General features: G+C 64.8%; 20 protein-coding genes and 1 riboswitch. Of the genes, 12 read left to right on the forward strand and 8 right to left on the reverse strand.

Annotation, left to right across the window (positions count from 1 at the left end):
* Positions 1-39: 39 nt before the first annotated feature.
* The 4 genes from AMD14_RS21340 to AMD14_RS21355 form a co-directional block, all read right to left on the reverse strand.
* The gene (locus tag AMD14_RS21340; RefSeq protein WP_040145149.1) at positions 40-1,050 is read right to left on the reverse strand and encodes a glycerophosphodiester phosphodiesterase family protein; all 1,011 of its coding nucleotides are present in this window, start codon (positions 1,048-1,050) and stop codon (positions 40-42) included.
* Positions 1,051-1,665: 615 nt separating this feature from the next.
* Positions 1,666-3,393 carry a cation acetate symporter gene (locus tag AMD14_RS21345; protein WP_003487681.1) on the reverse strand — a complete coding sequence of 576 codons (1,728 nt, stop codon included), beginning with the start codon at positions 3,391-3,393 and terminating at the stop codon, positions 1,666-1,668.
* Positions 3,390-3,707, reverse strand: a complete 318-nt coding sequence (locus AMD14_RS21350) for a DUF485 domain-containing protein (protein ID WP_003487678.1) — start codon at positions 3,705-3,707, stop codon at positions 3,390-3,392. Before AMD14_RS21350 ends, AMD14_RS21345 begins: the two co-directional genes overlap by 4 nt.
* Positions 3,708-3,793: 86 nt before the next feature.
* Positions 3,794-5,176 (reverse strand): DcaP family trimeric outer membrane transporter, encoded by a 1,383-nt coding sequence (locus AMD14_RS21355; RefSeq protein WP_015463749.1) that lies wholly within the window; start codon positions 5,174-5,176, stop codon positions 3,794-3,796.
* 295 nt (positions 5,177-5,471) lie between these two features.
* On the opposite strand from AMD14_RS21355, the gene acs reads away from it, so the two are divergent.
* Together acs and AMD14_RS21365 are read left to right on the forward strand one after the other, a co-directional pair.
* The gene (gene acs, locus AMD14_RS21360; RefSeq protein ID WP_011052789.1) at positions 5,472-7,415 is read left to right on the forward strand and encodes an acetate--CoA ligase; all 1,944 of its coding nucleotides are present in this window, start codon (positions 5,472-5,474) and stop codon (positions 7,413-7,415) included.
* 288 nt (positions 7,416-7,703) lie between these two features.
* Positions 7,704-8,372, forward strand: a complete 669-nt coding sequence (locus AMD14_RS21365; protein ID WP_005914583.1) for a response regulator transcription factor — start codon at positions 7,704-7,706, stop codon at positions 8,370-8,372.
* 300 nt (positions 8,373-8,672) lie between these two features.
* Here AMD14_RS21365 and AMD14_RS21370 read toward each other — a convergent pair whose 3' ends face one another.
* Positions 8,673-9,581, reverse strand: a complete 909-nt coding sequence (locus AMD14_RS21370) for a DUF4424 domain-containing protein (protein WP_005930637.1) — start codon at positions 9,579-9,581, stop codon at positions 8,673-8,675.
* 562 nt (positions 9,582-10,143) lie between these two features.
* Between AMD14_RS21370 and AMD14_RS21380 the strand changes: the two genes are divergently transcribed.
* A complete protein-coding gene (locus tag AMD14_RS21380) occupies positions 10,144-10,707 on the forward strand; it encodes a peroxiredoxin family protein (RefSeq protein ID WP_015471414.1) in 564 nt (187 codons plus the stop codon).
* A gap of 3 nt (positions 10,708-10,710) precedes the next feature.
* Positions 10,711-10,914 (forward strand): hypothetical protein, encoded by a 204-nt coding sequence (locus tag AMD14_RS21385; protein WP_005922076.1) that lies wholly within the window; start codon positions 10,711-10,713, stop codon positions 10,912-10,914.
* Positions 10,915-11,120: 206 nt separating this feature from the next.
* On the opposite strand, the gene AMD14_RS21390 is transcribed toward AMD14_RS21385, so the two are convergent.
* Complete coding sequence (locus tag AMD14_RS21390; RefSeq protein WP_011052791.1) at positions 11,121-12,743, reverse strand: family 43 glycosylhydrolase; 1,623 nt, start codon at positions 12,741-12,743, stop codon at positions 11,121-11,123.
* 90 nt (positions 12,744-12,833) lie between these two features.
* Between AMD14_RS21390 and AMD14_RS21395 the strand changes: the two genes are divergently transcribed.
* The 6 genes from AMD14_RS21395 to AMD14_RS21420 all read left to right on the forward strand — a co-directional run bounded on the left by AMD14_RS21395 (position 12,834) and on the right by AMD14_RS21420 (position 18,617).
* Positions 12,834-13,055 (forward strand): hypothetical protein, encoded by a 222-nt coding sequence (locus AMD14_RS21395; RefSeq protein WP_026007070.1) that lies wholly within the window; start codon positions 12,834-12,836, stop codon positions 13,053-13,055.
* On the forward strand, positions 13,052-14,062 hold the full coding sequence (locus tag AMD14_RS21400) for an aldo/keto reductase (RefSeq protein WP_011052792.1): 1,011 nt from the start codon (positions 13,052-13,054) through the stop codon (positions 14,060-14,062). The genes AMD14_RS21395 and AMD14_RS21400 overlap by 4 nt, the downstream gene beginning before the upstream one ends.
* Entirely contained in the window at positions 14,059-14,931 is an 873-nt protein-coding gene (locus tag AMD14_RS21405) for an amidohydrolase family protein (RefSeq protein WP_011052793.1), read from the forward strand. The genes AMD14_RS21400 and AMD14_RS21405 overlap by 4 nt, the downstream gene beginning before the upstream one ends.
* Positions 14,928-15,698 carry an SDR family oxidoreductase gene (locus tag AMD14_RS21410; protein WP_003487654.1) on the forward strand — a complete coding sequence of 257 codons (771 nt, stop codon included), beginning with the start codon at positions 14,928-14,930 and terminating at the stop codon, positions 15,696-15,698. The genes AMD14_RS21405 and AMD14_RS21410 overlap by 4 nt, the downstream gene beginning before the upstream one ends.
* 131 nt (positions 15,699-15,829) lie before the next feature.
* On the forward strand, positions 15,830-16,687 hold the full coding sequence (locus tag AMD14_RS21415; RefSeq protein WP_003487651.1) for a fumarylacetoacetate hydrolase family protein: 858 nt from the start codon (positions 15,830-15,832) through the stop codon (positions 16,685-16,687).
* Between the two features lie 607 nt (positions 16,688-17,294).
* A complete protein-coding gene (locus AMD14_RS21420) occupies positions 17,295-18,617 on the forward strand; it encodes an L-fuconate dehydratase (RefSeq protein WP_015463750.1) in 1,323 nt (440 codons plus the stop codon).
* A 319-nt stretch (positions 18,618-18,936) separates the two neighbouring features.
* Here the strand turns inward: AMD14_RS21420 and AMD14_RS21430 are convergent, their stop codons facing one another.
* Positions 18,937-19,296, reverse strand: a complete 360-nt coding sequence (locus AMD14_RS21430; RefSeq protein WP_015463752.1) for an L-fucose mutarotase — start codon at positions 19,294-19,296, stop codon at positions 18,937-18,939.
* A gap of 2 nt (positions 19,297-19,298) precedes the next feature.
* On the reverse strand, positions 19,299-20,600 hold the full coding sequence (fucP, locus tag AMD14_RS21435; RefSeq protein WP_011052796.1) for an L-fucose:H+ symporter permease: 1,302 nt from the start codon (positions 20,598-20,600) through the stop codon (positions 19,299-19,301).
* A 179-nt stretch (positions 20,601-20,779) separates the two neighbouring features.
* Between fucP and AMD14_RS21440 the strand changes: the two genes are divergently transcribed.
* Both AMD14_RS21440 and AMD14_RS21445 read left to right on the forward strand, forming a co-directional pair.
* Entirely contained in the window at positions 20,780-21,529 is a 750-nt protein-coding gene (locus AMD14_RS21440; RefSeq protein ID WP_011052797.1) for an IclR family transcriptional regulator, read from the forward strand.
* 260 nt (positions 21,530-21,789) lie between these two features.
* A riboswitch (yybP-ykoY riboswitch) is annotated at positions 21,790-21,950 on the forward strand.
* Positions 21,951-21,962: 12 nt separating this feature from the next.
* Entirely contained in the window at positions 21,963-22,547 is a 585-nt protein-coding gene (locus tag AMD14_RS21445; protein ID WP_005930599.1) for a manganese efflux pump MntP, read from the forward strand.
* Positions 22,548-22,622: the final 75 nt, after the last annotated feature.

Below are 22,622 nucleotides of genomic sequence, written 5' to 3' on the forward strand. Positions count from 1 at the left end.
GCCGTCGGGTTCGGCCCGTGGGCCAACCAGATGCATCCATTATTCGTGCTTGCCGCGCGCACGCAGATAAGCGATGGCGCCCTTCGGGTCATCGGTGGTGATCAGGCGAAAGTCCTCGTCGCGCGTAATGAAATCCAGACTGCCGCGATTGTCGGCGGTGTCGCGGCCACCGGAGTAGGAGAAATACAGGTCCGACAAGGCGTAGCAGCACGCGCCGCTGTTCTGATAGAACTTGCCGGCATACGGACCGTCGGGAATGGCCTGGAATACGCCGACGCGATAACCGCGCTCACGAATGAAGTCGGCATCGCTTTGCAACAAGCCACCGAGCTGCTTGACGTTGATCTCCATCGTCTGCTGGCCGTCGTTCATCCACGCCGAGATCGTCTGGCGCACGTTGATCTTGCCGAGCATGTTGGTGGTGAACACCGGAATGCCGACCATGCCGCTACCGTCGGCACGGTAGGCATCGCGACTGGTGTATAGCGTTGCATTGACCTTGGCGGCGACATAGCTGCCGGACGCCACCCCGAACGCGCCTTCGGCTGCCCTGCGGACGGCCCGTACCGTCGCCGCATCCTTGATGTCGAACACCATCGGAGTGCGCAGGTTGTGCTGCTTGTAATAGGCGAACACGTCATCGACGCGCGGCACGTGATAGCCGGTAATGGTGGTGCGGTCCGGGCTCAACAGAAAGAGCGCGCTGACCTGCGACCAGGGCGTCACCAGGACTGATGGGTTCACGCCCTGGTTGGTGATGGGGTCGTATTTGACGCCGGGGTGCTGCTGCCACACCGTGGTGGTACGGCCAAGGTTGTAGTCGTGCAACAGGACCGGCACACCGTCGCTGGTGAGCTTGACGTCCAACTCCACGCCATCCATGCACTGGTCGTTGGCAGCCTGCAACGCGCCGCGCGAGTTCTCCGGCAGATCGGCGATCCCGGCGTATTTCCCCCATAGGCCGCGATGCGCCAGAACCGTGGTCTTGTCGGCGCCATTGAACAGGATGGCATCCATTTTATTTGCGGTGGAGTCGTTACAGGCTGCCATCGCCAACTGTGGCAGGGCTGCCAATAGCGCAAGCGTTCCAACGAGCCTGCATGCACGGGCCAGCGGATGGGTCTTACAAGAAGTCGTCATGTCTCTCGTATCCAGAAGGAAGGAAGGAAGGTGCAGCACCAGTGACGAGGACCGATGGGTCGACACCATCGATGCATTCGCCGGACCGCGCCCTCACTCGACCGACCAAAGACGGTGAGCGAGGGCGAGCCGGCCGTGATCGGCGGTCGACTCGGCGGGAAACTTAGTCACTTTCGATGACTTAATTTCTGCGGGCAGATGGCGGTTTGCTACCAACACGCAGCGATGGCGCACGCAGCGAACGACATGTCGAACATGGGCATGCAATGCCGAGTGTCTGGCGTTTCTCAGCAAAAAGAATGCGAAGACCAGGTGGCAGAAGCGGCACGATGCGCGCGGCCTACACGGTGCAGCGCACCCGTGCTCGGGCATCACGACGAAGGCGCGGCTGCGCGGGCCAGGACCGCGTCGGTACCGTCGCGCGATCGTCCGGCTGAAGCATCACCAACGAAGCCGCCTCGCCCAAACGCAAAACGCCGGCACTGGGCCGGCGTCTGCGATCACACCAACAATGACGCTGGTCGATCAGTGACCGGACGCACCACTGGCACCCAGGCCGGTTTCGGCACGGATCTGCTGCGCCTTGAAGGCGGCGCGTTCGTTGGCTGCCTGCGGGCTGCGATCCAGCACGGAGAACAACCAGATGCCCACAAAGCCAATCGTCATCGAGAACAGCGCCGGCGAGGTGTACGGGAACGGCGCCGAGCCGGCCGCGTTGCCCAGCGTGTCCACCCACACCGATGGCGACAGGATCGTCAGCACCAGCGAAGAGATCAGGCCGAGGAAACCGCCGATCACTGCGCCACGGGTGGTGCAGTTCTTCCACAACAACGACAGGATCAGCACCGGGAAGTTGGCCGAGGCCGCGATGGCGAACGCCAGCGACACCATGAAGGCCACATTCTGCTTCTCGAACACGATGCCCAGCAGCACCGCGATCACGCCCAGCACCAGGGTGGTGGCACGCGAGACCTTGAGCTCCGAGCCCGGCGCCGGGTTGCCCTTCTTGATCACCGTGGCGTACAGGTCATGCGACACCGCCGAGGCGCCGGACAGGGTCAGGCCCGCCACCACCGCCAGGATGGTGGCGAAGGCCACTGCCGAGATGAAGCCCATGAACACGTTGCCGCCCACGGCGTTACCGACCAGCACCGCCGCCATGTTGGCCGCACCCTTGCCGCCATGGATGGTGCCGGTGGCAACATCGGCGAACTGCGGGTTGGTCAGCACCAGTGCGATCGCACCGAAGCCGATGATGAAGATCAGGATGTAGAAGTAGCCGATCCAGGTGGTGGCCCACAGCACCGACTTACGCGCCTGCTTGGCATCGGGAACGGTGAAGAAGCGCATCAGGATGTGCGGCAGGCCGGCGGTACCGAACATCAGCGCCATGCCGAAGGAAATCGCCGAAATCGGGTCCTTGACGAAACCGCCCGGTCCCATGATCGACAGGCCTGCTTTTGCCGCATCCTCGGGCGAAGCGCCACCGCTGGCCGCGACCGCGGTTTTGACCCGCACGCCTTCGGCAAACAGCGCCTCGAAGCTGAAGTTGAAATGCCACATGATCGCCACGGCCATGAAGGTCACGCCGGTCAGCAGCAGCACGGCCTTGATGATCTGCACCCAGGTCGTTGCGGTCATGCCGCCGAACAACACGTAGATCATCATCAGCACGCCGACCAGGGTCACCGCCACCCAGTAGTCCAGGCCGAACAGCAACTTGATCAGCGCACCGGCACCGACCATCTGTGCGATCAGATAGAACAGCACCACCACCAACGTGCCCGACGCCGCAAAGCTGCGGATCGCCGTCGGCGCGAAGCGGTAACCGGCCACGTCGGCAAACGTGTACTTGCCGAGGTTGCGCAGGCGTTCGGCCATCAGGAAGGTCAGGATCGGCCAGCCCACCAGAAAACCGATCGCATAGATCAGGCCGTCGTAGCCGTTGGCCATCACCGCAGCGGTGATGCCCAGGAACGAGGCCGCCGACATGAAGTCGCCTGCGATCGCCAGGCCGTTCTGGAAACCGGTGATGCCACCGCCAGCGGTATAGAAGTCAGCGGCCGACTTGGTCTTGGCCGCTGCCCATTTGGTGATCCACAGGGTGGCCAGCACGAAGAAGCCGAACATGCCGATCGCCACCCAGTTGGTGGGCTGCTTGTCGACCTGACCCAGGTCGCCGCCGGCTGCCAGTGCGATGCCGGCGGGCATCAGGCCGGCCAGAATCAGGAGAAGGCGCGAAATCTTGCTCATTTGCGGGCTTCCTCCAGGATCTGCGCGGTCAGCTGGTCGTAGGTGCTGTTGGCGCGACGCACGTAGATGGCGGTGATGACGATGGTGAATACCATCACCCCGATCGCGATCGGGATGCCGATCGAGGTCACGCCGGCACCGATCGGCTTGGCGAGGAATTCCTTGTCGAAGGCAATCAGGCCGATGTAGCCGTAATAGGCCAGCAACATCAGTACGGTAAGCGTCCAGCCCAGCGTGTTGCGCTGACGCTTGAGTGCGTGGTACTTCGGATTGGCATCGATCTTGGCGATCAACGCGTCATTCGAGACGGTCATGGTCTGTCTCCTGATAGAGCGCTGGTAAGACATAAGGCGGCGATGCCCGCTCCACCGCAGTGGAGCAGGCCGCCAGTGGCAGAACGCTAGAAGCTGTACTTGGTGGTGAACTGCAACCGCGAGATGTCGCCGCTGTCGCCATTTTCGGCTTCGCGACGGCCGTACATCAGCTCGGCGCCGACATCCACCTTCGGCAACGGCGAATAGAACACGTTGGCGCGAACGCTTTGCTGGGACTTGCTGGCGAGCCCACCGGTATTGGCCAGCGAATGGTCGTAATTCACGCGCGAGTACATGAGGGTGCTGCGCAGCTTGGCGTTGTAGTCGTGGCGCCACGCCACCCAACCGGCGACCGTGGTGACGGTCTGGATATTGCCGTCGATGTCGATCTCCACATCCGAGCCGTTACCCAGGCCCAGATAGCGTCCCAGGCCCTCGCCGTAGCTGAGCTGGTAACGCAGATCGTTTTTGGAGTTGATGATCCAGCGACCGCCGCCGGCGATGGCGCCGCCGAAGTCGGTGTCGTTGGTCAGCGCGCTGCGGGTGCGGTACTGACGCGCAATGGCCGACAGCCCGAACGTGCCCCAGGTGCCCTTCCAGTTGTAACGCGCGGTCAGGTCCGGCATCGCACCGTGATCCGAGGCCAGGATGGTGTTGCCGCCCTGGTACGGGGTGGTCAGCGTCTCGGGGTTTTCGGCCGACACGCTGAAGGCGCCGCGGGTGTAGCGGATCTGGGTCTGACGGCTGAACAACGCACCGTCGGTCGGTCCGACGATGTCGGCGGCCTCGGGCAGGATCGTGGAATCGATGAAGTTGGACCAGGTCTGGCCGGCCAGCCAGTTGTTCCAGCTCACGTAGGCGTGGCGCAAGGTGCCGCCGTACAGATTGTTGACCTGGTTGGCCAGCGCGTTGCCGAAGAAATCCAGTTCGATGAAGCCGGTGATCTTGTCGCCGTTCTCGGTAACCGTGTCCACGCCCAGGTTGAAGCGCGAGAACTTGGCATGGAAGTCGGTGTCGGTGCTCGAGGCCTGGCCACCGACCGGCGTCTGGGTCGGGATGTACAGGTAACGCCCCACCGCACCTTCAGGCAATGCGCCGTCGGAGGTCCGGGTGGTCATGAAGTCGGCCTTGATGAAACCACCGTAACGGAACGTTGTCCCCGCCGCTGCGTTCGGTGTGATGCTGGTCAGCTGGATCGGTCGCTTGCCCGCCGGTACCGCAGGCGCGGCCGGTGCCTGCGCCTGCGCGGCACGCACCTCGGTCACCTGGGTCTGCGTCTGGGCGATCTGGCCCTGCTGTTGTTGCTGCGCAGAGACCAACAGCTGGACCTGACGCTCGAGCTCGACAATGCGCGCTTCCAGCGCCTTTTCCTTGGCCGTTTGCGCGAACGCCACGCCTGGCAGGATGCTGGCCACAAACAAGGCAGCCGCCAACGGATGGCGCACCAGCGGTGCAGTACGGTGTCTCATGAACCCTCTCCCCAATGAAGGCCTCGCGCTTGATGGCGATGCTGTGCGGAGCGTGAGGCAGTCCGCGCTTCGGAGCCTATTCGCCTTTGGTCGTAGCTGCAACGCAGCATTCCGCAAGATGACCGATGGTCGCACCGCAGCACGCCTGGCATGTGCGTTGGCGCACTCACCCCGGTTACGACCATGGTCTAAGGCGCCGTTGACCGCCGGGACAGAATGGATGCGGCACACTGATTGTCTACCGAGGGCAGCCGCAACGCCCTCTTCCGACAAGTTCATCGCAAGTGAGGGTGCCATGGCTGATGTTTATCCCGTCGATCCCGCGTTCGCCGCCGATGCGCGCGTGACGCGCGAGCAGTACGCCGCGCTGTACCGCGAATCGATCCAACACCCCGAGCAGTTCTGGGGCAAGGCCGCGCAGCGGCTCGAGTGGTTCAAGCAACCCACCCAGATCAAGGACGTCAGCTACGCGCTGGACGACTTCCATATCCGCTGGTTCGGCGATGGCGAGCTCAATGCCAGCGTCAACTGCCTGGACCGCCAGCTGGCCACGCGCGGCGACAAGACCGCGCTGCTGTTCGAACCCGACAGCCCGGACGCAGCGTCGTACCCGGTGACCTACCGCGAGTTGTACGAGCGCGTCTGCAAGCTGGGCAATGCGCTGCGCAACCTGGGCGTCAAGAAGGGCGACCGGGTCACCATCTATCTGCCGATGATCGTCGATGCTGCCGTGGCCATGCTCGCCTGCGCGCGCATCGGTGCGGTGCACTCGGTGGTGTTCGGCGGCTTTGCCGCCAACTCGATCGCCGACCGCGTGATCGATTGCCAGAGCAAGCTGATCATCACCGCCGACGAAGGCCTGCGTGGCGGCAAGAAGATTCCGCTCAAGGCCAATGTCGATGCAGCGCTGAAGATTCCCGGCACCAATACGGTGGAAACCGTGCTGGTGGTGCGTCATACCGGCGGCGCAGTGGAGATGCAGGCACCGCGCGACCGCTGGTTCCATGATGTGGTCGACGGCCAGCCGGCCGCGTGCGAACCCGAGCGCATGAACGCCGAAGACCCGCTCTTCATCCTCTACACCTCCGGCTCCACCGGCAAACCCAAGGGCGTGCTGCACACCACCGCCGGCTATCTGTTGTTTGCCAGTTACACGCATGAAGTAGTGTTCGACCTGCGCGAGGACGACATCTATTGGTGCACTGCGGACGTGGGCTGGGTCACTGGCCACAGCTACATCGTCTACGGCCCGCTCGCCAATGGCGCCACCGCGGTGATGTTCGAAGGTGTGCCCAATTACCCGAACGTGTCGCGCTTCTGGGAAGTGATCGACAAGCATCAGGTCACCATCTTCTACACCGCACCTACTGCGATTCGCGCGTTGATGCGCGACGGTGCGGACCCGGTCAAAAAGACCTCGCGCAAGAGCCTGCGCCTGCTCGGCAGCGTCGGCGAGCCGATCAATCCGGAAGCCTGGCGCTGGTATTACGAGGTGGTCGGCGACAGCCGTTGCCCGATCGTGGACACGTGGTGGCAGACCGAAACCGGCGGCATCCTGATCTCGCCGCTGGCCGGCGCGGTCGATCTCAAGCCGGGCTCGGCCACCTTGCCGTTCTTCGGCGTGCAGCCGGCGCTGGTCGATGCCGAAGGCAAGATTCTGGAAGGCGCCACCGAAGGCAACCTGGTGCTGCTCGATTCCTGGCCGGGCCAGATGCGTAGCGTGTATGGCGACCACCAGCGTTTCATCGACACCTACTTCCGCACCTATCCGGGCAGCTACTTCACCGGCGACGGCTGCCGCCGCGATGCCGACGGCTACTACTGGATCACCGGCCGCGTGGACGATGTGATCAACGTCTCCGGGCACCGCATCGGCACCGCCGAAGTGGAAAGCGCGCTGGTCTCGCACCCCAAGGTCGCCGAAGCGGCCGTGGTGGGCTTCCCGCATGACGTCAAGGGCCAGGGCATCTATGCCTACGTCACCCTGATCGCGGGGCAGACCCCGAGCGAGGACCTGCACAAGGAATTGGTCAGCTGGGTGCGCAAGGAGATCGGCCCGATCGCCTCGCCCGATCACCTGCAGTGGGCGCCCGGCCTGCCCAAGACCCGCTCGGGCAAGATCATGCGCCGCATCCTGCGCAAGATCGCCGAAAACGCCCCTGACCAGTTGGGCGATACCTCCACGCTGGCAGATCCGTCGGTGGTGGATTCGCTGGTCAATGAGCGTCTGGCGCGCTGACGCGCTGGGAATGGGGAATCGGGAGCAGGGAATCGGTAGAGCGATTCCCTGGTTGCTGATAGTGCAATTGGGATGGGGATTGGTTGGAAGCGAATCTCCTCTCTGCGCTGCCATCGGCATCAACTGATTTCCTTCAACGCCGTCCCACTCAGTTCGTTCTTATCTTCTTTTGCTGTCGTTTGCTGTCTGTGCCTTCGTTAGTTGTTGCTTGCTTGCCTGCTTCTGGCCTCGCGTTTGATTTTGCGATTCCCGATTCCCCACTCCCGATTCCCGATTCCCGGCCCCACCATGACCACCCTGCTAATCGCCGACGACCATCCCCTGTTCCGCGAAGCCTTGCGCGGGGCGGTGCAGCGTGTGATGCCGGGGGTAGAACTGTTCGAAGCCGATAACGTGGATGCGCTGTATAGCCTGGCCGATGCGCAGCCGGACGCCGATCTGTTGCTGATGGATCTCAACATGCCCGGCGCACAGGGGTTCAGCGCGTTGGTGCACATGCGCTCGCTGCATCCGCAGTTGCCGGTGGTGGTGGTCTCCGCACGCGAAGAACCCACCGTGATGCGGCGCGCGATCGACCACGGCGCGTTCGGCTTCATTCCCAAATCCGCCGATTCGGACACCATCGGGCGGGCGCTGGCCACCGTGCTCGATGGCGAGCGCTGGATCCCGGCCGAAGCGCAAAACCTGCCGCCCACCGACAGCGAGGAACGCGAGGTTGGCCAGCGTCTGCGCGATCTCACGCCACAGCAATTTCGCGTGCTGCAGATGCTGGGCGCTGGACGCCTCAACAAACAGATCGCCTACGACCTGGGCGTGTCCGAAGCCACCATCAAGGCGCATGTCACCGCGATCTTGCGCAAGCTCGGCGTCACCAATCGCACCCAGGCAGTGCTGATGGCCGGCAAGCTCGCCATCGATGCCGACGGCATCGTGCTGCCGCCGCCGGAAGAAGACTGACGCGTGCAGGTGTAGGTCTGCGTGCGTTGGGGTTGATCGGTGACGCTTGGTCGCGTCATGGCGCGCTCCTGCCTGTGATCCCGCTACCTCGGCCGTCATCGGTGGTGGGCAATCGACGGACTTGCCATGCAACGCAGCGTGGCGCCAACGTAGGAACGCACCTGGGCGCGATGCGCGTTCTCGGCAGCGTTTCATTTGCAGAAGACAACCGATGCGCGTTGGCGCCTACGATCGTGATGGGCGTTGCAGGTAACGCTTCGTCGCGCCCGGGTGCGCTCCTACGCTTGCTGCTTGTCGGGTTCATTCCGGTGCGCGCACGAACAGGATGTTCAGATCGCGCATCGGCACGAAGTTGGCCTGTTTGAACTGGAAGGTCAGCGGGTCGATCTTTTTCAGTTCGCCATCGAAGCACAGGCTCAGGATGTCGCTGGCCGCCTGCTTGCGGATGGTCAGCTGGAAGTCCTTGATCGGGCCGTTCCAGTTTTTGCCGGTCGTGAGCACATAACGCAGGTTGGCCCATCCCAACCCGTAGTTGCCTTCACGACGCTGCATGCTGGCTTTGGTGGCCGGCTCGATGCAGGTGTCTTTCGCGTACGACTCCAGCAGGTAACTGCTGGGCTGCGGGACGCCGGTAGACAGGCTGGGTGTGTAGGTGTGACGGATCTGCACGCTTGCCTTGGCAGGAAACTTCTGCTGCCAGACGAAGTAGGCGTTGAGCGTGAAGCGCGGCTGCCCATCGCCATCGACCCAGCGCGCGGGCAGCGGCTTGCGCCCCTTCGGTCGCGTGGCCGATTCGGTGAAGGCGGCGACATCGTCCTGGGTCCAGCCGGTGGCGGCGAACGCCGTGGAGATGTCGCTACCGTCATCCAGCAGCACCACCAGCTTGCGCGTGGTGGCAACCGGGTTGCCGTCGGCCCAGAGTTTGAAATCGGTCAGCGCATTGTGGTCGGCCATTCCGAAGTACATCGGCGGCATCGGGAAGGCTACCGGCACGCTCAGGTCGCGCTCGCTGGCGTTGGTGAACACATAGTCCACTTGCACGCGTTCCTCGCTGAGCAGCAGCGCTTCGCGATCCATGCTGATGTCGGGCTGATGCAGCAGGCGGATGGTGCCGTTGTCGTCCCCGAAACTGCTGTCATTGGCCTGTGCAGCACTGCAGGCAAGCAATGCCAGCACACACAGCCGGACGGAAAACGCCATTGCGCGCATGAGGTGATCCTTGTAAGGCCGGCACGGAACCCAGGCACCGGGCCATACAGCATGCCACGCGCGGGCACGGCTGGATGTTGGACAGCGCGTCGCGCGACGCGTGCGGCAATCGCGCTGCGTCTGACATTTTTGCGGTTCTGTCGTGCTTGCTGGTGGCGTCCGCCTCGCCCACAGATCAGCCCGCACGCGAGGCGGCGACGCGCCTCGACCGCAGATCCTCCCGCTCGCCTTGATGGCGGTGTTGTTGCGGGGCCCGCTCAGCGCACTGGGTGGTTTGACGTGCGCCTGCGCTCACAACCTCATCCCATCCCTGCGTGCGCTTGTGCATCCACGCTGATGCTGCATGCACGCTCCCACGATGCACTGATTGCGCAAATGCCAATCGCGACACCACGCATCAGTGACAAGCCCAAGCGCGGGGGCGTGATCGCATCCACAACCGCATCCCGTGCGACATCGCAGTTGTCGATATCACCATTGACCATGAGCTGATGCCTGGGCAAGGCTCGAGCACCACGGACGCTTTGGAGCTGGCATGGCGCGACGTTTCCCCTGGCTCTGGATGGGCCTGCTGGTGGCCTGTGCATTGATTGCGATGCTGGCGTGGCAGAACCGGCAGCTGCGCATGCAGCAGCAGTGGCTGCAGACGCGCATCAGCGCGCCATATGACGGCATGTACGTACCGCGTATCGAAGCGACCGATGGCGATGGCCGGCGGCACCTGCTCGGTGCGCCGCATGGGCCGGCGCAGGTGCTGTTCTTCTTTACCACCACCTGCCCGTACTGCCAGCGCTCGGCACCGACCGTGCTGCGGGCAGCGCGGGAGCTGCAGGCCAACCTTCCTGGCCGGCCGCAGCTGTTGGGCGTGTGCCATTGCGATACCGCGCAGGCCGCGCGCTACGCACATGTGCACGGTTTCGATTTCCCGGTGGTCACGTTGACCGATCGTCGCGCGTTGATGCTGTTCCGCGCACGCAACGTGCCGCTGCTGATGGCCATCGATGGGGAGGGGCGCGTGCGTCATTCGCATCTTGGCGTTTTCGATACCACGGAGCGGGTGCAGGACCTCGTTGCCGCCTTGCGCCGCACGGACGCGCCAGCGGCTTTTGCAACGGTGAAGGAGTAATGCATGAAGAAGCGTTGGGTAAGCTTGCGTAGTGCGTTGATGGCAGCGACCTTTCTGGCCAGCACCGGCTTCGGTGCCTTCCAGGTGATGGCGGTCGATAACGCACAGCCGAAAGTCGAATCGTGTAGTGCATGGGCCTGCAAAGCCGAGTGTCCGGAATTCGGCGGCGACCTGGGCCAGGGCAACGTCTGCTACTGCTGCGGTTAACTGCGATCGATAGAGCGATTGCGTCGCTATCAGATGGAGCAGGCCGGCGTATGGAATCGGCATGTAGCACATACACATTCCGATTCCTCGCGCCGTCCGCATCCCGTTGACGCGGTGCGCGACGTCGATGGTCGCTGTTACGCCTGACGGCGAGGTCTCCCCGGGCCTCGCCGTTTGACTGCAGCGCTGCGTGGCGCGCCGCGTCCTTACGTCAGCGCGCGATAGCGGAAATCGCGCAAGACCACTTCGCCTTGCTGCGCGGCATACACGCCCAATTGCAGGCTCAGAAACCCGCCGAACACGTTGTGATGGAATCCGGACACTTCCATGCGGGTGGGGTGCCGCGCCCACTGCTGGCCTGCATCGACCGAATACTCGAACCCTACGACCTGGTGATCGTTGGTCAGCCGCACGCGAATGCGCCGATGCGTATTGGGCGCGCGTGCCCACACCAGTTCCTCCGAGTATTCGTAGGTTTTCATGGTGTCGGCAGTGAAGCCGATGCCGACGAAGGCCTTATGGTTATAGAACAACACGATGCCGCCTTCGGCATCGCCGACCAGTTCCAGCGTCACCTCTGCCATGTAGGCGCGGTCGGGCACGCCGCAGGTCAGTGGCGTGCTGTCGATCGGCGAGCTGCCCGCACAGGCCAGCGTCAGTGCCTTGTTCGCGCGCCGCACCCGCGCCTGCTCGCCGGGCCTGGGCGCATGCAGGCTCCATTGCGTACCGAACCTGTCGCTGGAGAAATCGTCGGACAACGCCAACCCCGTCGCCGGCGCCATGCTGCCGGCAGGCACGCGTGCCGGGGTGCGCAATGGTTTGGACAGATCGCCGCCAATGGCGCGAAACCAGCCGTCGGCCGTCCACTCGATCGGCTCCAGCAAGGTCTGCCGCCCCAGCGTGCGAAAGCCGTTTTCGTAGCCGTGATAGACCATCCACCAGTCGCCGCGCGGCCCTTCCACCAGCGTGGCATGCCCGCGCGACCACCACGGCTCCTGGTCCGATTGGGTGCGCACCAGCGGGTTGCGCGGGCAATGCTCCCACGGCCCATGCACCGAGCGCGAACGCGCGGCGATGACCATGTGCCCGGTCACCGGCCCGGCAGTGCCGCCAACGGCGGTGACCAGGTACAGCCACCCATCGTGCCAGGTCAGCTTGGGGCCTTCGGGCGCGAAATTCTCCACGACCCAGTGGTCGGGATAGCGCCACGGCGCATAGGCCGGTTCCAGCTGCCCGTCGGTGGCCAGGCCGTCATCGCGCAGGCGCACCTTGCGGATGCCGTTGACGAACAGATAGCGCTTGCCGTCTTCGCCGACCACGTGACCGGGATCGATGCAGCCGGCGATCTTCAGATCGATCGGTGCGCTCCACGGCCCGCGGATGTCGTCGGCCCAGATCACGAAGATCGACCAGCCGGTGTCGTCCGGATTGGCCGGGATGTAGATGTAGTAGCGGTCGTGGTGCTTGCACAGGTCCAGCGCCCAGATCGTGCCCAGTCCCTGATGCAACGCCGGGCCGATCGGGGTCCAGTTGACCAGATCGGTGGAATGCCATAGCACGATGCCCGGGTAGGAAAAGAACGACGAAAACGTCATGTAGTAGTCGTCGCCATCCTTGAGGATGGTGGGGTCGGGGTGATCGCCGGCCACGATGGGATTGAGATACGTGCCGTTGCCCAGATCCGCCTTGCGCTGCCCCTCCACGCCGCGCGCCCACTGCGGCGTGCCCGCGCGCTGCGTCGCCGACGCCTGGGCCGCAGCCGCCAGCGGCGCGACCAGTGCGCCGGCGGCCAGCCCCTTGAACACATCCCGCCGTGTCGTGTCTGCCATGCATCAGCTTCGTCGAAGAAGGCAGGTATCTAGCCGCACCGGCTTGCATGCCGCAACCGCAGGCAGGGCGTTATAGGAACTGGTCATGCCATCTGCGAAATCCGACATAGCGCCGCCCGCCTAACCGACCATGCGCACGCCCAGACCAGGGCGATGCTGCACTGCAGCGTGATCTGTTCATTGATGATTGCCATATTCATATGCGAACAGTCCGGCACCTACCGGATGGTGGACGTTGCAATGCTCAGCTTCTGTTCTACGGATTCTCCAGGCACCCGCTCATGCGCCCTGCTCGCGGAGCGGCGCGCATGAGCGGCGTGGCGCGGCAGCGGCTGGGAGGCACCGACGTGCAGCTTTCCGCACTGGGCTTCGGTGCTGCCCCGATCGGCAACCTGTATACGGAAGTGGATGAAGCGGACGCACTGGCAGCGGTCGCAGGCGCGTTCGAGGCCGGCATTCGTCATTTCGATACCGCGCCTTATTACGGCTACGGGCTGAGCGAAGCGCGCCTGGGTCGTGGGCTGGCCGGCGTGCCGCGCGCGGACTACACGTTGTCGACCAAGGTTGGCCGTTGCGTCTACGACGACGCCCACGCCGCTGCCGGCCGCGATGGTTTTGCGGTGGCCGGGCGGCGTGCCGAGTTCGACTACAGCGCCGACGGTGTGCGGCGCGCGTTCGCCTCCAGCCTGGGACGCCTGGGCACCGACTACATCGACGTGCTGCTGCTGCACGACATCGGTGCGCTGACCCACGGCGACAACCACGCCAACGTCCTGCGCCAGGCCTTGGAGGAGGCCTTGCCGGCGATGGCGGAGCTGAAGGCGGCCGGCGCATGCGGGGCGATCGGGCTGGGCGTCAACGAGCAGGACGTGGCACTGGAGGTGTTGCCGCGCTTTCCGCTCGACTGCGTGATGCTGGCCGGCCGCTACACCCTGCTGGAACAGCACGGCGCGCGCGCGCTGCTGCAGCAGGCGCAGCAACGCAATGTGGCGATCCTGTCGGCTGGCCCGTACAGCTCTGGCCTGCTCAGCGACGCACGCGGCCCCGGCGCCACCTATAACTACGCCCCGGTCGACACCGCCACGCTGCAGCATGCGCAGCGGCTGTACGCGGCCTGCGCGGCGTTTGGGGTGGATATCGGTGCGGCCGCATTGCAGTTCCCGCTGGCGCACCCGGCAGTGACCACGGTGGTGGCCGGCATGCGCAGCGTGGCCGAAGTGCGCTCGGCTGCCACGCGGCTTGCGGCCCCGGTGCCATCCGCATTGTGGCAACGCCTGCGCGATGAGGGTCTGCTCGCTGCGGAGTTGCCCACGCCATGAGCCGGGTCGACGCGCACCTGCATTTCTGGCACCTGGCCCGTGGCGATTACCACTGGCTGACGCCCGAGCTGGCGCCGCTGTACCGCGACTTCGGCCCCGATGACGTCAGCGCTGCGCTGGACGCGGCCGCTGTCGATCACGTGGTGGTGGTGCAGGCGGCCGCCACCGAGGCGGAGACCTGCTACCTGTTCGAGCTGGCCCGCGACGATGCACGCATTGCCGGCGTGGTGGGCTGGGTGGACTTCGCTGCGCCCGATGCCGCTGCACGCATCGGCGCACTGGTGCGCGCCGGCGGCGGCGTGCTCAAGGGCCTGCGCCCGATGGTGCAGGACATCGCCGACGTGCACTGGCTGGCCAGCCCCGCCCTGGATGCCGCCTTCGATGCGCTGCTGGCGCATGACCTGGCCTTCGATGCGTTGATCCGTGCCGTGCACGTCCCGGCACTGCAGGCGCGCTTGAAGCGCCATCCGGCATTGCGCGTGGTGCTCGATCACGGCGGCAAACCGCAGATTGCGGCCGGCGAATTCGTTGCCTGGGCCGCCGGCATGGCCGCCCTGGCGCAGCATCCCAATGTGCATTGCAAACTGTCCGGGCTGCTGACCGAAGCCGCGCGCGGCGCTGGCATCGACGCGCTGGAGCCGTATGTGGCGCACCTGCTCGCCCGCTTCGGCGCGCAGCGGCTGCTATGGGGCAGCGACTGGCCGGTGCTGCGCTTGCGCGCCGATTACGCGCAATGGTTCGCGCTCGCCCAGCAACTCGTCACCCGGCATGCCGCCGAGCACGCGGCAGCCATCTTCGGCGACAACGCACGCACGTTCTATCGTCTGCCACGGCCGGCGGCCCCCACCCACGGAACCTCATCGGTATGACTGTCTCGATTCCCACCACTCCCAATAACCGCCTGCAGGGCAAGCGCTGCCTGATCACCGCCGCCGGCGCCGGCATCGGGCGCGAAAGCGCGCTGGCCTGCGCACGCGCCGGTGCACAGGTGATCGCCACCGACATCGACGCCGCGGCCTTGCAAGCGCTGGCCGCCGAATCCGATGCCATCACCACCCAGCTGCTCGACGTCACCGACGCTGCGGCGATCAACGCATTGATCGCCGCACACGGCCCGTTCGATGTGCTGTTCAACTGCGCCGGCTTCGTGCATCAGGGCAGCATTCTCGACTGCGACGAGCCGGCGTGGCGCCGCTCGTTCTCGATCAACGTCGATGCGATGTACTACACCTGCAAGGCGGTGTTGCCGGGCATGCTCGAACGCGGCCGCGGCAGCATCATCAACATGTCCTCGGTGGCTTCCAGCATCAAGGGCGTGCCGAACCGCTTCGTGTACGGCGTGACCAAGGCCGCGGTGATCGGCCTGAGCAAGGCGATCGCGGCCGACCACGTGGCGCAGGGCGTACGTTGCAACGCGATCTGCCCGGGCACCATCAAGACGCCGTCGCTGGGCGAGCGCGTCAAGGCCCTGGGTGGCGACGAACAGGCGGTGTGGAAGAGCTTCACCGACCGCCAGCCGATGGGCCGCCTGGGCGACCCACGCGAGATTGCGCAGCTGGTGGTGTACCTGGCTTCGGACGAATCCTCCTTCACCACCGGCCAGACCCACATCATCGATGGCGGCTGGTCCAACTGAGTGCGGCAACGACGCATGCTGCGATCTGTCGCATGTGCCCGCCTCGAGATGCGCACACCGTCCCTACCCACCCGATGCATGCGCGCTAGGTTTGCTAGCCGCTCCCCTTCTCATCTGCAAAGGAAGACCGCATGAAACTCGTACGCATTGGCGCCGAAGGCCACGAACGCCCTGGCCTGATCGATCGCCAAGGCCGCATCCGCGACCTCAGCGGTGTGATCGACGATGTGGCCGGCGAACACATCACCGCCGCCGGCCTGGAAAAACTGCGCGCACTGGATGTGGCCACGCTGCCGTTGATCGAAGGCGAGGTGCGTTACGGTGCTGCGGTGGGCCGCATCGGTAAATTCATCTGCGTTGGCTTGAACTACGCCGACCACGCCGCCGAATCGGGCATGGAAGTGCCCAAGATGCCGATTCTTTTCATGAAAGCCACCACGGCGGTGTGCGGCCCCAACGACACGGTGATCATCCCGCGCGGCTCGGTGAAGAGCGACTGGGAAGTGGAGCTGGGCGTGGTGATCGGCGACGTGGCGCGCGATGTATCGGTGGAGCAAGCGCTGAACCATGTGGCTGGCTACGCCGTGATCAACGACCTGTCCGAGCGCGAATTCCAGCTCGAACATGGCGGCCAGTGGGTCAAGGGCAAGAGCGCGGACACCTTCGGCCCGATCGGCCCGTGGCTGGTCACCCGCGACGAAATCGCCGACCCGCAGAACCTGTCGATGTGGCTGGAGGTCAACGGCCACCGCTACCAGAACGGCAGCACGCGCACGATGGTGTTCGGCGTGGCCGAGCTGGTCAGCCACATCAGCCGCTACATGACGCTGATGCCGGGCGATGTGATCAGCACCGGTACGCCGCCGGGCGTGGGCCTGGGCCAGAAGCCGCCGGTCTACCTCAAGCCGGGCGATGTGATGGAACTGGAGATCGAAGGCCTGGGTCGTCAGCGTCAGCCGGTCGTGGCGCATCCGCGCGATGGGGGTTGAGGCTTTACGTGTGGAAGAATTGAGGTCGTACTGCAGTGTATTGCGTCCACCTCCAAGAATTTTTCTTGCGCGAAAGCCGAAGTACTCACGCAACTCGAATCGCGCGACAACGCAAAGCCCCTCTCCCATCGGGGCGCCAAGGCACAGCTTGCGCGCCATTGGCGCGCGTGCCTTGAAGCGCCCGCGTTGCCGGCGCGGGCCGGGGCGCGGAGCGGGGGTTGGGTTGAGGGTACCTAGCCACGGAGTCGCGCAACTCGACCTCATGCCGTCTGTGGTTTGGTCTGACATTTCGACGCGCGTACTGACGCAGCACAAGCACATTGTTTTACCCAGCGTGTCGCCGTATTGAATGTCCAAACGCTGTAGCACGTCCATCGCAACGCACAGTTGGTCGTGCAATCGATGCATTGGGCTGAGTTGCAAACGCATGAGTCACTGCAGCGCCTCAACGCACTCGGCGCTACGCGTTCGTACCCTCACCCCAACCCCTCTCCCGGTGGGAGAGGGGCTCAAGCGCAGCTCCCCGTTTTCGTATTTCTTCATCGCTTCATTCCAGCCATTTTTCTTTCATCCGGTTTATTTCCCGCCTTCCATCGCCAGGACTTTCATGAGCACCATCGTCGCCCTCGATACCCACGACGTCCGCTTCCCCACCTCGCGCGAGCTGGATGGGTCGGATGCGATGAATCCCGATCCCGATTACTCGGCGGCCTACGTCGTGCTGCGCACCGATGCGGCCGATGACCTGGCCGGTTACGGCCTGGTGTTCACCATCGGCCGCGGTAACGACGTACAGACCGCCGCGGTGGCCGCACTGGCCGAGCATGTGGTCGGCCTGTCGGTCGAGGAAGTCATTGCCGATCTGGGTGCGTTCGCGCGCCGGCTCACCAACGACTCGCAGCTGCGCTGGCTGGGCCCGGAGAAGGGCGTGATGCACATGGCGATCGGCGCGGTGATCAACGCCGCCTGGGACCTGGCCGCACGCGCGGCGAAAAAGCCGCTGTGGCGCTACATCGCCGAGCTCAGCCCGGAGCAGTTGGTCGACACCATCGACTTCCGCTACCTCACCGACGCGCTCACCCGCGACGAAGCGCTGGCGATCCTGCGCGCTGCGCAGCCGCAGCGTGCGCAGCGCATCGCCACGCTGATTGAGCAAGGCTACCCCGCCTACACCACCTCGCCCGGCTGGCTCGGCTACTCGGACGAGAAGCTGGTGCGGCTGGCCAAGGAAGCGGTGGCCGACGGCTTCCGCACCATCAAGCTCAAGGTCGGCGCCAACGTGCGCGACGACATTCGTCGCTGCCGCCTCGCGCGCGAAGCCATTGGCCCGGACATCGCCATGGCAGTCGATGCCAATCAGCGCTGGGACGTGGGCCCGGCGATCGACTGGATGCGCCAGCTGGCCGAATTCGACATCGCCTGGATCGAAGAACCCACCAGCCCGGACGACGTGCTCGGCCATGCCGCCATCCGTCAGGGCATCGCTCCGGTGCCGGTCTCCACGGGCGAGCACACGCAGAACCGGGTGGTGTTCAAGCAGTTGCTGCAGGCCGGTGCGGTGGACCTGATCCAGATCGATGCCGCGCGCGTGGGCGGGGTCAACGAAAATCTCGCCATCCTGCTGCTGGCCGCCAAGTTCAACGTGCGCGTCTTCCCGCATGCCGGCGGTGTGGGTCTGTGCGAGTTGGTACAGCATCTGGCGATGGCCGATTTCGTGGCCATCACCGGCAAGATGGAAGACCGCGCAATCGAATTCGTCGACCACCTGCACCAGCACTTCCTGGACCCGGTACGCATCCGGCACGGCCGCTATCTCGCCCCGGAAGCCGCTGGTTTCTCCGCAGAAATGCATGCCGCCTCGATTGCGGAGTTCAGCTATCCGGGCGGGCGGTTCTGGGTGGAGGATCTGGCGGCCAGCGCGAAAGGCTGAGCCTACGGCACCTCATCCGCCCTGCGGGCACCTTCTCCCGCGCGCGGGAGAAGGAAGTCGTGGTTCGTCCGGGACGGCGGGGTGATCGGTCTCCGACGTCGCGGAAAGCCAACCGCCGACCGCGGCGCACTGCAGATGCCCGGCGATGGGTCCATCCCCAAGATGCCCGAGCCAAACCGAATCACGCCTTTCTCCCACATGCGCCAGATCACATCCTTCTCCCACCTGCGCCAGATCACGCCCTTCTCCCACGTGAGCCGGATCACGCCCTTCTCCCGCCTGCGGGAGAAGGTGCCCGCAGGGCGGATGAGGGCGCGGCCTAGCGCTGCGCGGCGATCGCCTCGCCCAGCGCAAAGATCCGTCCGGCCTGCCGCCATTTTTCTCCCTGCTTACTGCCAGGCAGCGGCTTCTGAAACCGCCACATCAACTGCTCCCACGCCTGGATGCGCGGGTCGGCTGCATCGCGTGCGGCCTTGGCGGCCGGATCGTAGTCCTCGCGCACCTCCATCAGCATCACCAGCCGGTCGCCGCTGCGAAAGATCTCCAATTCCAGAATGCCGGCCTGCTGCAGCGAGGCCACTACCTCCGGCCACACCTCGGTGGGCTGATGCCAGCGCTCGTATTCGGCGATCAGCGCCGCATCGTCGTGTATATCAAGCACATAACAAAGACGCGGCATGCTCAGGCTCCTGCAACGACGGGCACCGCGCGGCGGGCGCGCAACGCGAACGACAAGATCACCGCAAAGCACGCACCCGGCACCACCATCGCCCAGTGGATGCCGGCCATGTCCGACACCGCGCCCATCACCGCCGTGAGCAAGGCACCGCCGATGATGGACATCACCAGCATGGACGAGCCCAGCTTGCGGGCATCGTCGTGCATGCCGTCCAGGCCCAGCGCAAAAATGGTCGGGAACATCACCGACATGAACACGCTCGCCGCCACCAGCGCATACAACCCGGTCCACCCGGGTAGTGCGATGGCCACCGCGCACAAGATCAGATTGATCACGGCAAAACTTGCCAACAGCTTCGCAGGCGCCAGGTAACGCAACAGCGCGGTGCCGATAAAGCGGCCGGCCATGAACAGCACCAGCGAGATGGTCAGATAGGTCGCAGCGGTTTTTTCCGGCGTGCCAGGCACGGCATCCTGCAGATAGCGAATCAGATAACTCCAGATGCCGACCTGCGCGCCCACGTAAAAGAACTGCGCGACCACCGCAAACACGAACAAGCGATTACGCAGCAGTTCGCTGAAGCGTGCGCGCCTGGGCGCACCGCCGGTGTCTGCATCCGGCGCGCCGCTGGGGAAACGCACCAGCGCGATCAGGATCGCCCACAGCAGCACCACCGCACCGATGATCAGGTATGGCATCTGCACGGCCGCCGATTCTGTGGCGAAGAACGCCTCGCGTGCGGCCGGCGCCATCGCGGCCAGTTCGGCCGGGGTGTGCTCCACGCCGGAGAAGATGAAGTGCTGGCCGACCAGCACGCCGGTAATCGAGCCCAGCGGGTTGAACGCCTGCGCAAGGTTCAAGCGCCGCGCCGCGCCATCGGCCGGACCGAGGACGGTCACCAGCGGGTTGGCCGTGGTTTCCAGGAATGCCAGGCCGCTGGCGATCACGAACAGCGCCAGCAGGAACAGCCAGTAGGTGTGCACCTGCGCAGCCGGATAGAACAGGAAGGCGCCGCAGGCGTACAGCAGCAGGCCCAGCACCACCGCGGCCTTGTAGCTGTAGCGGCGCATGAACATCGCCGCCGGCATGGCAAACACGAAATAGCCCATGTAGAACGCGCTTTGCACCAGCCCGGCCTGCAGATCGGTCAGCTCGAACGCCTTCTTGAACTGCTTGATCAGGATGTCGTTGAGGTTGTTGGCCATGCCCCACAGAAAGAACAGGCTGACAATCAACAACAGGGGAACCATGGCGGTGCGCGCCAGGTTGCCGCGCGGCGACGCGGCAATGTCACTGTGATGCATGCGACCGTTCCCCTCCCAAGGCTGTGGCGCTTGCGTTGCAATCGAGCGAGCGTACTGCGCAGACCAGCGCCATGCAAATATAAAATCTTTGTTTATATTTGCACTGACACGCGCCACCTGACCCCGCCCCGCGTTGCCTGTACCCTGGCGCGCCGCACCTTGCCTGGACCTGCAAACGGATGAGCACCGAACCCGCCAAGTACCGCGCGCCCGCCCTGGACAAGGGCCTGGACATCCTGGAGCTGCTCGCTCGCCAGGCGCAGCCGATGAGCATGGGCGCAATCTCGCAGGGCATCGGCCGCTCGCGCGGGGAGATCTTCCGCATGCTGCAGGTGCTGGAGGAGCGCGGCTACCTCACGCGCGATGGAGAAGGCGACTACGTGCTGACCAACCGCCTGTTCATGCTCGGCATGCAGCAGCCGCAGGTGCAGAGCATCAGCGAGGCCGCGTTGCCGGTGATGCGGCGCTTGTCCGATGCGATCTACCAGCCCTGCCACCTGGTGGCGCCATCCGGCGACCAGATCGTGGTGATCGCGCAAATGGACGTGCCCAGCGACCTGGGCCTGGTGGTACGCCCGGGGCATCGTCGCCCGTTGACGCATTCCAGCTCCGGGCTGGTGCTGTTCGCCTTCCAACAGCCGGAGGTGCAGGCGCGCTGGCTGGACATGCTCGAGGCCAGCGAAGTGCCGTTCGAGCGCGCGCAGTTCCTGGCCGCCGCCGGGCAGGCGCGCCGCGATGGTTATGCCATGCAGCCCAGCGAAGCGGTGGTGGGCGTGGTCGATCTCACTGCACCGATCCTGCAGCGCGGCAGCGCCACCTACACGCTCACGGTGCCCTTCATCGAACGGCGCCCTGCGCTGGTGAGTCCGCAAGCGGCGTTACAGGCCCTGTGCGCGGCAACCGCCGAGATTTCCAGCGCGCTGCACTAGCGACGTGCGCGACCGGCGCACGCGCGCCATCGCCTGCCACGCGCATTTCCAGGCGCCCCACTCCTGCGCGACGCCGCATCGCCCCTGCGCGCCGCACGTCGACGTCTGCGATGTAAAGGAATACACACAATATTGGGCAGCTTGAAGAGGCGGGCAGGCAGCACGCACGGCGCCCGCATAGCCACGGCTATAAAGATCAGACCGACCTTCGCGTGCAGTGCAAACGCACCGAACGCGGCAATGCGTTGGTACACTGCGCGCCCCTTGGGGAGTAGCCTGCTTTCGTCATCGAAAGCGCCTGCATCAACATACTCGGCCAGTGCGCCGTGGTGCAGGCAACCAGTTTCGGTTTGGCGAGACCAGCGGCATGCGTGCACGACGACGGTTGGCGCGGGCGCATGCCGTTGTGACCGTGCCCAACCCGAGAGTGTCGATGTCTCCTTTTTCCATTGTGTTGATCGGTTTTGCGATGTCGACCGACGCGTTTGCCGCGGCGATCGGCAAGGGCGCGGCGATGCGCAAACCGCAGTGGCGCGACGCGCTACGCGCCGGCCTGATCTTCGGCTGCATCGAAGCCATCACCCCGGTGATCGGCTGGCTGCTGGGCCGGGCCGCAGCCAGTTATGTGTCTGCCTACGATCACTGGATCGCCTTCGTGCTGCTGGGCGCATTGGGCACGCACATGATCGTGGCCGGGCTGCGCAACGGGCCGGAAGATGCCGAAGATGCAGCCTCCGACACGCCGAAACGGCATGGCGTGCTGGGCTTGGCCACCACCGGCTTTGCCACCAGCATCGATGCGATGGCGGTCGGCGTCAGCCTGGCGTTTCTCGATGTGCATATCGGCGTGGTGGCGGTGGTGGTGGGCCTATGCACCTTCAGCATGGTCACTGCTGGAGTGATGCTGGGCCGCGCGCTGGGCAATCTGATCGGCAAGCGCGCCGAAATGTTGGGTGGATTGATTCTGGTGATCGTCGGCAGCGTGATTCTTTACGAGCACCTGAGCGGCGCCGGGTAAGTTGCTGTAGGAGCGCACCCGGGCGCGAGAGGCGTTATCGATGACGCCTCTCGCGCCCAGGTGCGCTCCTACGCT

This window comes from Xanthomonas citri pv. citri (assembly GCF_000961215.1).
GTDB lineage: Bacteria > Pseudomonadota > Gammaproteobacteria > Xanthomonadales > Xanthomonadaceae > Xanthomonas > Xanthomonas cissicola.

Bases quoted from the DNA above. Each gene is read 5' to 3' on its own strand.
- AMD14_RS21340 (WP_040145149.1), bottom strand. From the start codon at position 1,050: ATGGCAGCCTGTAACGACTCCACCGCAAATAAAATGGATGCCATCCTG.
- AMD14_RS21345 (WP_003487681.1), bottom strand. From the start codon at position 3,393: ATGAGCAAGATTTCGCGCCTTCTCCTGATTCTGGCCGGCCTGATGCCC.
- AMD14_RS21350 (WP_003487678.1), bottom strand. From the start codon at position 3,707: ATGACCGTCTCGAATGACGCGTTGATCGCCAAGATCGATGCCAATCCG.
- AMD14_RS21355 (WP_015463749.1), bottom strand. From the start codon at position 5,176: ATGAGACACCGTACTGCACCGCTGGTGCGCCATCCGTTGGCGGCTGCC.
- acs (WP_011052789.1), top strand. From the start codon at position 5,472: ATGGCTGATGTTTATCCCGTCGATCCCGCGTTCGCCGCCGATGCGCGC.
- AMD14_RS21365 (WP_005914583.1), top strand. From the start codon at position 7,704: ATGACCACCCTGCTAATCGCCGACGACCATCCCCTGTTCCGCGAAGCC.
- AMD14_RS21370 (WP_005930637.1), bottom strand. From the start codon at position 9,581: ATGCGCGCAATGGCGTTTTCCGTCCGGCTGTGTGTGCTGGCATTGCTT.
- AMD14_RS21380 (WP_015471414.1), top strand. From the start codon at position 10,144: ATGGGCCTGCTGGTGGCCTGTGCATTGATTGCGATGCTGGCGTGGCAG.
- AMD14_RS21385 (WP_005922076.1), top strand. From the start codon at position 10,711: ATGAAGAAGCGTTGGGTAAGCTTGCGTAGTGCGTTGATGGCAGCGACC.
- AMD14_RS21390 (WP_011052791.1), bottom strand. From the start codon at position 12,743: ATGGCAGACACGACACGGCGGGATGTGTTCAAGGGGCTGGCCGCCGGC.
- AMD14_RS21400 (WP_011052792.1), top strand. From the start codon at position 13,052: ATGAGCGGCGTGGCGCGGCAGCGGCTGGGAGGCACCGACGTGCAGCTT.
- AMD14_RS21405 (WP_011052793.1), top strand. From the start codon at position 14,059: ATGAGCCGGGTCGACGCGCACCTGCATTTCTGGCACCTGGCCCGTGGC.
- AMD14_RS21410 (WP_003487654.1), top strand. From the start codon at position 14,928: ATGACTGTCTCGATTCCCACCACTCCCAATAACCGCCTGCAGGGCAAG.
- AMD14_RS21415 (WP_003487651.1), top strand. From the start codon at position 15,830: ATGAAACTCGTACGCATTGGCGCCGAAGGCCACGAACGCCCTGGCCTG.
- AMD14_RS21420 (WP_015463750.1), top strand. From the start codon at position 17,295: ATGAGCACCATCGTCGCCCTCGATACCCACGACGTCCGCTTCCCCACC.
- AMD14_RS21430 (WP_015463752.1), bottom strand. From the start codon at position 19,296: ATGCCGCGTCTTTGTTATGTGCTTGATATACACGACGATGCGGCGCTG.
- fucP (WP_011052796.1), bottom strand. From the start codon at position 20,600: ATGCATCACAGTGACATTGCCGCGTCGCCGCGCGGCAACCTGGCGCGC.
- AMD14_RS21440 (WP_011052797.1), top strand. From the start codon at position 20,780: ATGAGCACCGAACCCGCCAAGTACCGCGCGCCCGCCCTGGACAAGGGC.
- AMD14_RS21445 (WP_005930599.1), top strand. From the start codon at position 21,963: ATGTCTCCTTTTTCCATTGTGTTGATCGGTTTTGCGATGTCGACCGAC.